Source organism: Streptomyces sp. NBC_00670 (assembly GCF_036226765.1).
Taxonomy (GTDB): Bacteria; Actinomycetota; Actinomycetes; order Streptomycetales; family Streptomycetaceae; genus Streptomyces.
In genome coordinates this window covers 7,193,090-7,205,889 of sequence record NZ_CP109017.1, presented here as the reverse complement: position 1 = coordinate 7,205,889, position 12,800 = coordinate 7,193,090, and the positions used below count along the sequence as shown (strand labels likewise).

Genomic DNA, 12,800 nt, shown 5'->3' with positions numbered 1-12,800 from the left:
CCGCCGACCTCCGAAAACGTCCCTCACTACACTGGAGGACCACACACCCGCCCCGCTCAGGACATTCATGACCTCCCCGCACCACCCGACGCCCCCGTCCTCTCCGCTGTCCGAGGCCCGGCCCGACATCCGGCTCGTCGTCACCGACATGGACGGCACCCTGCTGGACGGCGAGGGCCGCATACCCGAGGACTTCTGGCCGCTGCTGCGCCGGATGGAACGGCGCGGCATCGTCTTCTGTCCCGCCAGCGGACGCCAGTACGCCACCCTGCGGGAGCAGTTCCGGCGGGCCGCCGCCGACACGGTCTTCATCGCCGAGAACGGCACCTATGTCGTCCAGGACGGCCGTGAGCTCAGCTCCGACGTGCTGGACCGCGACGTCGTCACCGAGGTCGTCGGCGCGATGCGGGAACTGCCCGCGCAGGGAGTCGACGTCGGCACGGTGGTGTGCGGCAAGAAGTCCGCCTACGTCGAGCGCGCCGACGCCGCCTTCCTCGCCGAGGTACGGAAGTACTACGCGCGCCTGGAGCAGGTCGAGGACGTCACCGCCGTCGACGACGACCTCATCAAGCTCGCCTTCTACGACTTCGGCCGCGCCGAGGAGGGCACCGCGCCCGCGCTGAAGCCGTACGGACTCACCCACCAGGTCGTCCTGTCCGGCGAGCACTGGATCGACGTGATGAACCCGACCGCGAACAAGGGCGCCGCCGTACGCGGTCTCCAGCGGCGCCTCGGCATCACGCCGGAGCAGACGGTGGTCTTCGGGGACTACCTCAACGACGCGGAGATGCTCGACACGGCCACCTGGTCCTTCGCCATGGCCAACGCCCACCCGGAGATCAAGCTCCGCGCCCGCCACCACGCGCCCGCGCACACCGAGCACGGCGTGCTCACCACGCTCGCGGCCCTGCTGGGCCCGGCCTGACGCACACCACCGGCGGCGTCCCGCCACGCGAGTGAGCCGGCCGGATTGCGCGAGGCCGCTCGGGGGAACCCGCCGTCCTCCGGGGCGACGTACGCGTGGACCGCCCCGGCGGACCGGTGCGGGAAGGAGTCGGCGGGTGCACGTCGTGACCGACTGGCTCAGCGGGCTGTCCGGCCCCGTGATCTACCTCGTGGTCGCGGGTCTGGTGTTCGCCGAGGACGCGCTGTTCTTCGGCTTCGTCCTGCCGGGCGAGACCGCGGTGGTCATCGGCGGGGTGCTGGCGCGGCAGGGCGCCGTGGACGTGTGGTTGCTGGCCGCCGTGGTGGTACTGGCCGCGGTGACGGGTGACAGCGTCGGGTACGAGATCGGACGCCGGCTCGGGCCGCGCCTCATGAACAGCGGGCCGCTGCGGCGTCACTCCGAGGGCGTGGACAGGGCGAGCGACCTGATGCGCCGGCGCGGTCCGGCGGCGGTGTTCCTCGGCCGGTTCGTCGCGCTGTTCCGCGCGCTGATGCCGGCGTTGGCCGGGGCCTCGCGGATGCCGTACCGGCGGTTCCTGCTGTTCAACGCGTTGGGCGGGCTGGTGTGGGGGGTCGGGTTCACGCTGCTGGGGTACGGGGCGGGCGCCGCGTACCAGCACGCCGAGAGCCTGGTCGGGCGGGCCGCCGCCCTCGTGGTCGCGGTGCTCGTGGTGGTGCTGCTCGTGGTGTGGCGGGTGCGGCGGCGCCGGCGTTCCCACGACGAGGCTCCGGCCCGGCCTCCGGTCACCGACCGGTCCGGACGCGGCTGAGCCGGGCGGTTCGCCGGTGAGCGAGGTGGTGGCCCGCCGCCGGCGTGGTACGGCGGCGGGCCACCGGTCGGTGGGCCGGTCGGGGAGTCAGCCGAGGCCGAGGGCCGACATCGTCTGCTCGGCCATCGCGCGCTCGCCGCGGGCGTTGGGGTGGACGGGGACGACGTTGGTGCCGAAGAGGAGGGGCTCGATCCAGCGGGTGCCGCTCGACGCGCAGGCGTCGTGCCCGTCGGAGGTCTTGGAGAAGTCGACGAAGGTGGCGCCGGTCTCCCGGGCGGCCCGCCCGATGACCTCGTTGAGGTGGGCCTGGATGCCGCGCAGGTACGGCACGTCGCCGGAGGCGATGGGCATCTTGAGGAAGCAGGAACTGTCGGCGGTGGCCGGCATGATCCAGGGGTAGCCGAGCGCGGCGACCCGGGCGTTGGGTGCCTTGGCGCGCACCTTCTGGAGGGCGGCCTTGACGGCGGGGTAGGTGGTGTCGTCGATCTGGTCGTCGAACGTGCTGCCGTACAGCGTCTTGCAGGGGCTGCCGTGTCCGGCCGTGACGATGCCGGCGGTGCCGCAGGCCAGCATGGCGCCGATGAAGGTGTCGTTGTCGTTGCCGCCGATGGTGAGGGTGACCAGGCGGGTGTCGCTCTTGACCGCGTCGAGCTGCGCGGGGACGCCGGGGTACTGGGCCTCGGTGAAATCGCCGGTCTCGGCGGCGCCGCAGGTGACGTCGGTGAGGTCGGCGCCGGTGCGTTCGGCGATGACGTGCGGGTAGTTCAGCGTGGAGCGCAGGCAGAGCAGGGGTGCCGAGAGGTCGGCGGGCAGCACGCCGGAACCGGCGCTGTAGCTGTCGCCGAGGGCGACGTACGGCAGGGGCGCGGCGGCGTGGGCGCCGCTGGGGGCGGCCAGGCCGAGGGCCAGTGCGCTCGCGGCGGTGGCGGCGGCCGTCAGGGCACGGCGGAGTGCACGTCTGGGCATTCTGCTCTCTCCTCGGAGTCGGGCAGGCCGGATCCGGGCACGGCGGTGCCCGGCGGCGTACGGGTGGGGAACTCGGCGGCTCAAGAGAGGCCGGCGGCGGCAGGGCGCGGGGACGCCGGGCACGCCGTCGGCGAGGACGGGTGACGGGGGGAGCGGGGAGGTGCCACTCGGTTACCGAACGGTTCTACCGAGAAGTAATGTGCGCCTTGTTCGACTCGGCGTCAACAACATCGACACGACTTCTTGAAACCGGCATCAAGAGGCGTACGGCCGCAGGACCCGGCGCCCGGCCGCATCCTGACGTCGCCTCATGACATACGCCCGGCACCACCGGGGCCGCACACGGTGGCGCGCGGCGGACGCCGTCCGCTCCGCCCGCCGTTTCGGCGTACCGGACCACGGGGACCCGCCGAACGGCCCGGCCGCGTACGGCGCCGGGGACAGCCCAGGGCCCGGAAGGCAGGTGACCGCGATGCCGTGGCACGGCGGAACCGTCATCGAGGAACTGACCAGCGACCACCGCGAGGTGGAGCGGCTCTTCGCGCGGATCGAGGAACTGCCCCCGTCGAGCCCGGAACGCCGGGTCTGCGCGGACCGGGCCGTGAGCCGGCTGATGCGGCACTCCTCCGCAGAGGAGGCGTTCCTGTACCCGGCGGTGCGCGAGCACGTCCCGGACGGGGACGCCCTGGCGGACAAGGAGATCGCCGACCACGCCGCCGTCGAGCGGCTCGCCGCCGCCCTCGACGGCCTGCCCGCGGGCCACCCGGACCTCGACCGGGCGCTGACGGAACTGATCCGCGAGGTCCGCGCCCATGTGGCCGACGAGGAGAACCGGCTGTTCCCGCTGCTCGCCGCCGAGGTCTCCGAGGAGCAGTTGGTCTTCCTCGGGGACAAGGTGCGGATCACCCTGACGAGGGCGCCGTTGCGCCCCCACCCGTCGGCACCGCACTCCCCCGCCGCGCACAAGGTGCTCGGCCCCGTGCTCCGGATCGCCGACCGGCTCCGGGACGCCGTCCCGGGCCAGGGACGGCGTCCGCCGGGAGAGGCGTAGGAGGCCCGGCGCGGGGCACTTCAACCGGGATGACCGGCGCGCGTGCGCCCCCGCGGTGGTCCGCGGGCGCCCGCGGACCGGTGACGACGGACCGACGGGGCGGAGGCGACCGGCAGTGACCGGAGGACCGGAGGAAGCGACGGGAAGCGCGGAGGACGGACCGGCAAGACCGACGGACGGCCTCGCGGAAGCGGCGGGCGGTGCCGCGAGAACGGCGGGGAGCCCCGCCAAAGCCTCGGGCGGGCGCGGAGGGCGAGCGGGCGGTGCCCGGTGAGGCCGGTGCCGCGCCGCCTCGGGCCGGTGCTTGACCGCGCGAAGCCGGTGCTTGACCGCGCCAAGCCGGTACTGCGTCGCCCGCACCCCGTGCTGCGCCGCACCGGGATCGTCCTCGCCCATGTCGTCGGCATGGCCGCGGCGGCACTCGCGGCCGTGTGGCTGGCCGTGCGCATCACGCCGCTCCAGTCGGTGACGGTGGCGGGCCAGACCGTCCGGGTGGGGGCCGCGCCCCTGGGGCTGAGCCTGTCCGGGCCCGGTGAGCTCGATCTGTTCGGCCGGCCGATCCCGACGAAGGTGCACTTCGACGGGCCGATCCGGCCGCGGCTCCAGCTCACGCACATCGCCACCGACTCCCAGGTCGACCATCTGCTCCAGTCCGGCGACCACAGCCAGCTCGCACTGCATCTCAAGGGCAGGCTGGCCTCGGGCTGGCTCGGCTACGGCCTGTGGGAGACGGCCGTCGCCGTCGGCCTGGTCCTGCTGCTGCTCGCCGCCTGGACGGGACTGCGCCGCATGCCGTGGCGCCGCACCGTACGGATGCTGGCGGCCGGCGTCGCGGTGGTGTGCGCGCTCAACGCCGTCGGCTTCTACCTGCTGGCCTCCTCCACCCCCGACGCCCTGCGCAAGGTGCGGTCGCTCGCGGACCTGGTGGGCCGCAGCCCGGTCACCGCGGTGCCGCGCGCCGAGGGCCCGGTGCTCGGCGACGTACGGGCCGTGGTCCTCGGGGACTCCACCGCGGCCGGCACGGGCAACCGGCCGCTGCCGGACCCCGGCGCGCTGGACACGGCGTGCAAGCGCAGCGCCGACGCGTACGCGCGAGTGCTCGCGGAGAACAATCGCTGGAAGGTGCTCAACCTCGCCTGCTCCGGCGCCACGGTCCGCGACGGGCTGCTCGGGGTGCAGATACTCGGCGACCGGGTGGCACCGCCGCAGCTCGCCGAGGCGCAGCGGGCCACGGACGCCTCGCTGGTCATCGTCAGCGTCGGGGCCAACGACGTCGGCTGGGCGGACCTCGTCCGGCTCTGCGCCGCCTCGCCGAGCTGCGACGACAAGGCCTCGGACGCCTTCTTCCAACGCCGGATCTCCCGGTTCACGCTGGACTACGAGAAGCTGCTCAGCCAGCTCTCCGACCTGCCCCAGCATCCGAAGGTACTGGTCAACGAGTACTACGACCCCTTCGGCGAGGACCTCGGCTGTCTCAAGGACGAAGGGCTCACCGAGGAGAAGGCCAAGGTGCTGCGCTCCCGCCTCGCGGCCCTCAACTCGGTGCTGCGCAAGGGCGCCGAGAGCGCGGGCGCGACCGCCGTTCGGCCGCTGTTCACCGGGCACGGGCTGTGCACGAAGCAGCCGTTCGTGCAGGGGACGACGGACCGGGCGCCGCTGCACCCGACGGCGGCCGGCGAGCTGGCGATCGCGCTCGCCGACCAGCGGGCGCTGGGCAAGGACTGAGCGTCAGAAGTCGAACTGGTCGATGTTGTCCTTGTCGAAGACCTGCGGCTTGCCGAGGTTGATCACGCCGTCCTCGCCGATGGTGTACTCGCCCATGCCGCCGGCCTTGAAGCTCTCCCCCTTGTCGCCGGTGATCTGCCCCGAGGCCAGCGCGATGGCCGCGCGGGCGGTGAGCTCGCCGAGCTTGGCCGGGTCCCACAGCTCGAACGCCTCGACCGTGCCGTCCTCGACGTACTTGCGCATCTCGTTGGGTGTGCCGAGACCGGTGATCTTCACCTTGCCCTTGTACGTGGCGGACCCGGACACCACGCGCGCCGCGGCCTCGATGCCGATGGTGGTCGGGGAGATGATGCCCTTGAGGCCGGGGTACTTCTGGAGCAGGCGCTGCGCCTCCTGGACGGACTTGTCCGGGTCGTCGTCGCCGTAGGCGATCTCGACCAGCTTCATGTCCTTGTAGGCGGGCTTCTTCAGCTCGTCCTTCATGTAGTCGATCCAGGAGTTCTGGTTCTCCGCGGTCCTGGACGCGGACAGGATCGCGATCTCGCCCTGGTTGCCGATCTGTTCGGCCATCAGCTGCACCTCGGTACGGCCGAGGTCCTCCGCGGAGGCCTGGGAGACGAAGACGTCACGGCACTCGGGGTTGGTGTCCGAGTCGTAGGTGACGACCACGACGCCCTGCTTCATCGCGCTCTTCAACTCGGTGCACAGTTTGGCCGGATCCTGCGCGGAGACGGCCAGGGCGTCGACCTCCTGCTGGGCGAGCATCTTGATGTACGCGTTCTGCCCGGCGATGTCGGTGGCGCTGCTGGAGCCGAAGTCCTCGTAGGCGGAGCCGAGTTCCTCGACGGCCGACTTGGCGCCGAGGTCGGCGTTGGTGAAGTACAGGTTGTTGTCCCGCTGTTTGGGCAGGAAGGCCACTGTCAGGCCCGTCTTGACGGTGGCGTCGGGGTCCGCCGACCGCGCACCCGAGGCGCTGTCGTCCTCGTTGCCCCCGCAGGCGGTGAGCGCCGCGCTGAGCGAGGCGGCGGCGGCCAGGGCGACACAGGTACGACGGGCGTTCGGCGAGCGCATGACGCAAGTCCTTTACAGGGCTGAGTAGTTACACCGCGCTGACGACAGCGTGAATGGTTTCAACGCGATTGTCCGGACGGTAGACAGCCCACATGATCCACGTCAACGGATCTTGGATGAATACTGGTCAGTTGCCGTCACAACTTGATCACACAACACCCGCACTGTGATGAATCGTTCAATCGGTATCAGGCGCCGCCGCCCGACGGGCGACGAGCAACGCGATGTCGTCCGCGTTCCCCGCCGGATCCGCGACAGCGGTCAGCAGATGATCGGCGAGCGGCTCCAACGCCCCCTCCCCCACCGGCCCCGCCCCCACTGGCCCCGCCCCCAGCACCCGCACCAACGCGTCCTTGCCCTCCTGGATGTCCGCCGTCCGTGACTCCACCAGCCCGTCGGTGCACAGCACCATCGTCGCCCCCGCCCCGAACGGAATCCGGGTACTGGGGCACTCCTCCCCCGGGAAGATCCCCAACGGCATCCCCCCGGCCACGGGGTACCAGGCGCACCGCCCGTCCGCGTGCCGCACCAGCGGCCCGAGGTGCCCGGCGCGGACGATCTCCGCCTCGTCGGCCCCCGGGTCGAGCACGGCGAGGGTGCAGGTGGCGAACCGATCGGTGCCCAGTTCCGCGAGGAACCGCCCGGCCCGGCTCAGCGCGGCCCGCGCCGAGTGCCCCTCGGCGAGATAGGCCCGCAGGGCCGTGCGCAACTGCCCCATGACGGCGGCGGCGTGCACGTCGTGCCCCTGGACGTCGCCGATGACCAGGGCGGTACGGCCGCCGGACAGCGGCAGCGCGTCGTACCAGTCGCCGCCGACCTCGTGGGCGAACGGCGCGGGGCGGTAGCGGGCGGCGAGGGTGAGGACGGGCGTCTGCGGCAGCCGGGCCGGGAGCATGCTGGTCTGGAGCCCGGCGGCCATCTCCCGGGTGCGGTCGTAGAGGAGCGCGCGCTGGAGCGACTGGGCGATGGTGCCGCTGAGCGCGAGCAGCACGGTGCGCACCCGTGGCGGGAAACCGCCGCCCTCGGAGGCCAGGCCGACCGCGCCGAAGGTCCGGCCCTGCGCGGTCAGCGGCAGGACGGCGTAGCCGACGCGCTCGTCCGCGGGCAGCAGGCGGCGCAGCTGCGGGTAGCCCTCGAGCAGGGCGGCGTGGTCGTCGAGGAAGGCGGGCCGGCCGGTGCGGATCGCCTCGCTCAGCGGCAGCGGGTCCTCCAGCCGGCTCATCCGCAGCGCGCGGACCACCGGGGCCGGGAAGCCCCGGGAGGCCAGCAGCAGCACATGGCCGTGGTCCTCGCAGCAGACGGCGACGCTCTTGACCGTGGCCGGACCGAGCAGCCCCGCCCGGACGAGGGCCTCGGTGACCTCCTCGACGGTGGCGGCCCGGGTGAGCGCGGTGGTGAGCTCCTGCACCATGTCGGCGTGGCGGGCGCCGGTGGGGTCCGCGGCGTGGGACTCGCGGGCCTCCACGTCGGGCCGGGCGTCCCGGACGACGCCGACCACGCGCAGCACGCGTCCGTCGGTGTCGCGCAGCACCCGGCCCTGGGCGTGGGTCCAGCGGGCGTCGTCGTCCGGGTGCCGGAGCCGGAAGTAGAGGCTGAAGTCGGTCTGCCGGTCCAGTACCCGCCGGGCCTCGGCGAACAGCCGGGGCATGTCCTGGGCCAGCACCCGGGCGGCCAGCGACTCCGGGTGCTCCTCGCACTCCTCGCGGGTCATGCCGAGCACGGCCAGCGCCGTGGGGTCGCAGCACAGCCGGCCGGCCGCCGGTTCCCAGACGACGCCGCCGACCCCGACGAGCGCGGGCACTCCGGCGACATCGGCCCCGGCGGTGTCGCCGACGCCGCTTCCACCTTCGACTCCCATTCCGGACATCTCTGCCATTCTCCGCCTATGGCGCGGGTGGGCACCTCGGCGCACGGTCCGGCGCACGCCCGGGGGTGCCCGCCGGCCGGCCCCCTGCATGTCACCGGGGGCGCTCCGCCACGACTGTGCTAGCGTGGACGCTGTTGCAGTTTTGGTTACCAGAGGCTTCGAGTGCTCTTCCGACCTTTCGTCGACGAGCACTTTTTTCGTTTCCGGGGCCTTCGGACGTCATTTCGTCCGAGGTCTTCCGAATCTTCGGTCGGGTACATCGTCGCTGCGGCGCCGGATCCGCACACGCGGTTCCGGGCACTGCCCCAAAGGAGATTCAACATGGCATCTGGCACCGTGAAGTGGTTCAACTCGGAAAAGGGTTTCGGCTTCATCGAGCAGGACGGTGGCGGCGCCGACGTGTTCGCCCACTACTCGAACATCGCCACCTCCGGCTTCCGTGAGCTTCAGGAGGGCCAGAAGGTGACCTTCGACGTCACGCAGGGCCAGAAGGGCCCGCAGGCCGAGAACATCGTTCCTGCCTGACGCCGACGCGTTCTGCACGGCTGGGACCCGCACTCTCGGGGTGCGGGTCCCAGCCCGTTGTATGTACTCCCCCAGTTCCATTCCGTCGGACGTCCGTCCGACGTCTCTTCGGCTCATTCTTGCGATTCCCCCACGGCCGGTCACCGGCCGTTCGACGGCGCTTCCGGTGCCGCGGGAATTCCTCGATACGTGCCGCATCGAGGAAGGCCCCCGCATGAATCGTCCCGCCCGTACCGACAATCGTTCCGCCCGCAGCCGCCGTCCCCGTCCGCAGCGGGCGAGTGGTCAGGGCTCCGCGTCCCCGCAGCGCTCGGGGGGCCAGGGTTCCGGCTCCGGCCGTGGTGGCCGGGGCGGCCGTGCGGCCGCCGCGCACGGAGAGTTCGCGCTGCCGACGACGATCACACCGGCGCTGCCGCCGGTCGAGGCGTTCGCCGAGCTCGGCCTGCCGGCGCGGCTGCTGGCCACCCTCACCGCCCAGGGCGTGTCCGCGCCCTTCCCGATCCAGGCCGCGACGCTGCCGAACTCGCTGGCCGGACGGGACGTACTGGGCCGCGGGCGGACGGGGTCGGGCAAGACCCTCGCCTTCGGGCTCGCCCTGCTGGCCCGTACCCACGGGCAGCGGGCCGAGCCGCGGCATCCGCTGGCCCTCGTCCTCGTCCCCACCCGCGAGCTGGCCCAGCAGGTCACGGCCGCCCTCACCCCGTACTCCCGTGCGCTCGGGCTGCGGCTCACCACGGTGGTCGGCGGCGTGTCGCTCGGCCGGCAGGCGAGCGCGCTGCGCGCCGGCGCGGAGGTCGTCGTCGCCACGCCCGGGCGGCTCAAGGACCTCATCGACCGTGACGACTGCCGGCTGGACAGTGTCGCCCTCACCGTCCTGGACGAGGCCGACCAGATGACCGACATGGGATTCATGCCCCAGGTCACCGCGCTGCTCGACCGGACCCGTCCGGACGGGCAGCGGCTGCTGTTCTCCGCGACGCTCGACCGCAACGTCGACCGGCTCGTGCGGCGGTATCTGCACGACCCGGTGGTCCACTCGGTGGACCCGGCGGCGGGTGCGGTGACCACGATGGAGCACCATCTGCTGCACGTGGACGACGAGGACAAGCACGCGACGACGGCGCGGATCGCCGCGCGCGACGGGCGCGTGATCATGTTCCTCGACACCAAGCACGCGGCGGACCGGCTGGCCAAGAAGCTGCTGGCGGTCGGGGTGCGGGCGGCGGCGCTGCACGGGGGCAAGTCCCAGTCGCAGCGGACGCGGACGCTGGCGCAGTTCAAGGACGGGCACGTGACCGCGCTGATCGCGACGAACGTCGCGGCGCGCGGTATCCACGTCGACGACCTGGATCTCGTCGTCAACGTGGACCCGCCGGGCGACCACAAGGACTATCTGCACCGGGGTGGTCGTACGGCGCGGGCGGGTGAGTCCGGCACGGTGGTCACGCTGGTGCTGCCGCATCAGCGGCGGGAGATGTCGCGGCTGATGGCGGACGCGGGAATCACGCCGCGGACGACGCGGGTGTCCGCGGGTGAGCCCGCGGAACTGGAGCGGATCACGGGGGCGCGGGAGCCGTCGGGTGTGCCGGTCGTCGTCGCGGCGCCGGCCCCGGCGCCGGAACGCCGGCGGGGCCCGTCCCCCCGCCGCGGCCGCCGCGCGGGCGGCTCCGCGGGCAACCGACGCGGCTGACGTCCGCGCGGCGCGCGGCGCGCGGCGCAACAGAGCTCGGGGGCGCGTGCGGTTCGGCGACCGCGGGACCGTCGTGGCCGCTCGCGCAGTTCCCCGCGCCCCTGAGGGGGCGCGGGACTGCCGCAGGGCACCGTGAAGTGCCCAGGACAGTCCCGTCGCCCGGCTCAGCCACACCCCCAGGGGCCAGCCCCCACCCCCCAGGGGCGCGGGGAACTGCGCGACCAGCCCCCACCGGGCCGCACCATCCCACTCAAGCGTCCGCCCCCCCGGGGCTCGGCACTGCCGCAGGGCACCGCCGGGCCGCACCCCGGTGCGATGGGGGCGCGCGCCGGTGTCAGGGGTGGGCCGCCGTGTCTTCCGGGGTGTCCAGTGACTCGTGGGGGCGCGGGTCCCCCGCATCCGTGTCGCGGCGGTTCGCGGGGGCGCGCCGGCGCCCCGTGATCCGCAGCGCGACCGGTTCCGTGAAGCGGGCCGTGAGCGGGCCGACGACGACCAGGATGAGTACGTACGCCGTGGCCAGCGGCCCGAGCGACGGTTCGATGCCGGCCGTCACCGCGAGCCCGGCGATGACGATGGAGAACTCGCCGCGGGCGACGAGCGTGCCGCCCGCCCGCCAGCGCGCCCCCGCCGAGACCCCGGCCCGCTTCGCGGCCCAGTACCCCGTGGCGATCTTCGTCAGCGCGGTGACCACGGCCAGCGCGAGCGCCGGAAGCAGCACCGGCGGAATGCTGGTGGGGTCGGTGTGCAGGCCGAAGAAGACGAAGAAGACGGCCGCGAAGAGGTCCCGCAGCGGCGCGAGCAGATGGTGCGCGCCCTCGGCGACCTCGCCGGAGAGCGCGATGCCCACGAGGAACGCGCCGACCGCCGCCGACACCTGCAACTGCTGCGCCAGCCCGGCGATCACCAGCGTGAGCCCGAGCACCACAAGGAGCAGCTTCTCCGGGTCGTCGCTGGAGACGAACCGGGAGACCAGCCGCCCGTACCGCACGGCGAGGACGAGAACCAGCCCGGCGACGCCGAGCGCGATGGCCAGGGTGAGGCTGCCGGCCGCGAGCCCCGACCCGGCGAGCAGCGCGGTGACGATGGGCAGGTAGACGGCCATCGAGAGGTCCTCGAGGACGAGGATGCTCAGGATCGTCGGTGTCTCGCGGTTGCCGAGCCGCCCGAGGTCGCCGAGGACCTTGGCGATGACGCCGGAGGAGGAGACCCAGGTGACCCCGGCGAGCACCACCGCCGCCACCGGCCCCCAGCCGAGCAGCAGGGCCGCGACGGCGCCCGGGAGGGCGTTCAGCGCGGCGTCGACGAGCCCGGCGGGGTACTGCGTCTTGAGGTTGGAGACCAGGTCACTGGCCGTGTATTCGAGGCCGAGCATGAGCAGCAGCAGGATGACGCCGATCTCGGCGCCGATCGCCACGAACTCCTCGCTCGCGCCGAGCGGCAGCAGCCCGCCCTGCCCGAAGGCGAGGCCGGCCAGCAGATAGAGCGGGATGGGCGAGAACTGGAAGCGGGCGGCGAACCGGCCGAGCAGGCCGAGGCCGAGGATGATGCTGCCGAACTCGATGAGGAAGACGGGGGAAGAGTGCACAGGCGCTCACTCCCGTCCGAGTATGACCGCGGCGGCGTCGACGCCCTCGCGGGTGCCGATCATGATGAGGATGTCCCCGCCCGCCAGCCGGAAGTCCGGGGTGGGCGAGGGGATCGCCTCGGCCAGGCGCAGGACGGCGACGATGGAGACGCCGGTCTCGGTGCGCATCCGGGTGTCGCCCAGCAGCCGCCCGTTCCAGTGCGAGGTGGCGGCGAGTTCGATGCGCTCGGCGACCAGTCCGAGTTCGGTCGTGGAGAGCAGGCTGGGGCTCTGGTGGGCGGGCCGCAGGGCATCGATGAGCGCCTCCGCCTCGCCCGCGGTGAGCCGCGCCGACAGGGCGCAGGCGTCGGGGTCGTCCGTGCGGTAGGCGCTCAGCGTCCGGGCGCCGTCGCGGTGGGCCACCACCGAGAGCCGCCGCCTCTCCCTCGTCGTCAGGTCGTACCGCACGCCGATTCCCGGCAACGGCGTACTGCTCAGGCGTGGAGCGCTCACCACTGACCCCCTCCATGTTTTTGAGATCTCTTGGGGCAATCTTGATCAACAGTCTACCTATCGCGATCAAGTTGCGGAGTACATGCACATATCGGGCACCCCCGAAGGGGCCC

General features: G+C 72.9%; 11 protein-coding genes. 6 read left to right on the top strand and 5 right to left on the bottom strand.

The genetic code is table 11. From position 1 onward, the window contains the following. Positions 1 to 67 precede the first annotated feature (67 nt). Positions 68 to 925, top strand: a complete 858-nt coding sequence (locus OIE12_RS31655) for a Cof-type HAD-IIB family hydrolase (RefSeq protein WP_329141348.1) — start codon at positions 68 to 70, stop codon at positions 923 to 925. 136 nt (positions 926 to 1,061) lie between these two features. Continuing rightward, positions 1,062 to 1,715, top strand: a complete 654-nt coding sequence (locus OIE12_RS31650) for a DedA family protein (RefSeq protein WP_329141346.1) — start codon at positions 1,062 to 1,064, stop codon at positions 1,713 to 1,715. Between the two features lie 87 nt (positions 1,716 to 1,802). Here the strand turns inward: OIE12_RS31650 and OIE12_RS31645 are convergent, their stop codons facing one another. Then, complete coding sequence (locus tag OIE12_RS31645; RefSeq protein WP_329141344.1) at positions 1,803 to 2,681, bottom strand: SGNH/GDSL hydrolase family protein; 879 nt, start codon at positions 2,679 to 2,681, stop codon at positions 1,803 to 1,805. Positions 2,682 to 3,153: 472 nt separating this feature from the next. Between OIE12_RS31645 and OIE12_RS31640 the strand changes: the two genes are divergently transcribed. Continuing rightward, a complete protein-coding gene (locus OIE12_RS31640; protein ID WP_329142342.1) occupies positions 3,154 to 3,732 on the top strand; it encodes a hemerythrin domain-containing protein in 579 nt (192 codons plus the stop codon). Positions 3,733 to 4,032: 300 nt separating this feature from the next. Continuing rightward, positions 4,033 to 5,457, top strand: coding sequence for an SGNH/GDSL hydrolase family protein (locus OIE12_RS31635; RefSeq protein ID WP_329141342.1), 1,425 nt, complete (start codon positions 4,033 to 4,035; stop codon positions 5,455 to 5,457). A gap of 3 nt (positions 5,458 to 5,460) precedes the next feature. Here OIE12_RS31635 and rhaS read toward each other — a convergent pair whose 3' ends face one another. Together rhaS and OIE12_RS31625 are read right to left on the bottom strand one after the other, a co-directional pair. After that, positions 5,461 to 6,528 carry a rhamnose ABC transporter substrate-binding protein gene (rhaS, locus tag OIE12_RS31630; RefSeq protein ID WP_329141339.1) on the bottom strand — a complete coding sequence of 356 codons (1,068 nt, stop codon included), beginning with the start codon at positions 6,526 to 6,528 and terminating at the stop codon, positions 5,461 to 5,463. Positions 6,529 to 6,706: 178 nt separating this feature from the next. Next, positions 6,707 to 8,395: a SpoIIE family protein phosphatase gene (locus tag OIE12_RS31625; RefSeq protein ID WP_329141337.1), complete on the bottom strand. Its 1,689-nt coding sequence runs from the start codon at positions 8,393 to 8,395 to the stop codon at positions 6,707 to 6,709. Positions 8,396 to 8,716: 321 nt separating this feature from the next. Here OIE12_RS31625 and OIE12_RS31620 point away from each other — a divergent pair, with 321 nt between their 5' ends. Both OIE12_RS31620 and OIE12_RS31615 read left to right on the top strand, forming a co-directional pair. Next, on the top strand, positions 8,717 to 8,920 hold the full coding sequence (locus tag OIE12_RS31620; protein ID WP_030379203.1) for a cold-shock protein: 204 nt from the start codon (positions 8,717 to 8,719) through the stop codon (positions 8,918 to 8,920). A gap of 214 nt (positions 8,921 to 9,134) precedes the next feature. Further along, positions 9,135 to 10,610 (top strand): DEAD/DEAH box helicase, encoded by a 1,476-nt coding sequence (locus tag OIE12_RS31615; RefSeq protein ID WP_329141334.1) that lies wholly within the window; start codon positions 9,135 to 9,137, stop codon positions 10,608 to 10,610. A gap of 334 nt (positions 10,611 to 10,944) precedes the next feature. Here the strand turns inward: OIE12_RS31615 and OIE12_RS31610 are convergent, their stop codons facing one another. Together OIE12_RS31610 and OIE12_RS31605 are read right to left on the bottom strand one after the other, a co-directional pair. Next, on the bottom strand, positions 10,945 to 12,195 hold the full coding sequence (locus OIE12_RS31610) for a cation:proton antiporter (protein WP_329141332.1): 1,251 nt from the start codon (positions 12,193 to 12,195) through the stop codon (positions 10,945 to 10,947). Positions 12,196 to 12,201: 6 nt separating this feature from the next. After that, complete coding sequence (locus tag OIE12_RS31605; protein ID WP_329141330.1) at positions 12,202 to 12,687, bottom strand: cation:proton antiporter regulatory subunit; 486 nt, start codon at positions 12,685 to 12,687, stop codon at positions 12,202 to 12,204. Between the last annotated feature and the right edge of the window lie 113 nt (positions 12,688 to 12,800).

Coding starts and splice junctions, on each gene's coding strand:
- OIE12_RS31655 (WP_329141348.1), top strand. CDS start 68: ATGACCTCCCCGCACCACCCGACGCCCCCGTCCTCTCCGCTGTCCGAG.
- rhaS (WP_329141339.1), bottom strand. CDS start 6,528: ATGCGCTCGCCGAACGCCCGTCGTACCTGTGTCGCCCTGGCCGCCGCC.
- OIE12_RS31640 (WP_329142342.1), top strand. CDS start 3,154: ATGCCGTGGCACGGCGGAACCGTCATCGAGGAACTGACCAGCGACCAC.
- OIE12_RS31645 (WP_329141344.1), bottom strand. CDS start 2,681: ATGCCCAGACGTGCACTCCGCCGTGCCCTGACGGCCGCCGCCACCGCC.
- OIE12_RS31615 (WP_329141334.1), top strand. CDS start 9,135: ATGAATCGTCCCGCCCGTACCGACAATCGTTCCGCCCGCAGCCGCCGT.
- OIE12_RS31625 (WP_329141337.1), bottom strand. CDS start 8,395: ATGTCCGGAATGGGAGTCGAAGGTGGAAGCGGCGTCGGCGACACCGCC.
- OIE12_RS31620 (WP_030379203.1), top strand. CDS start 8,717: ATGGCATCTGGCACCGTGAAGTGGTTCAACTCGGAAAAGGGTTTCGGC.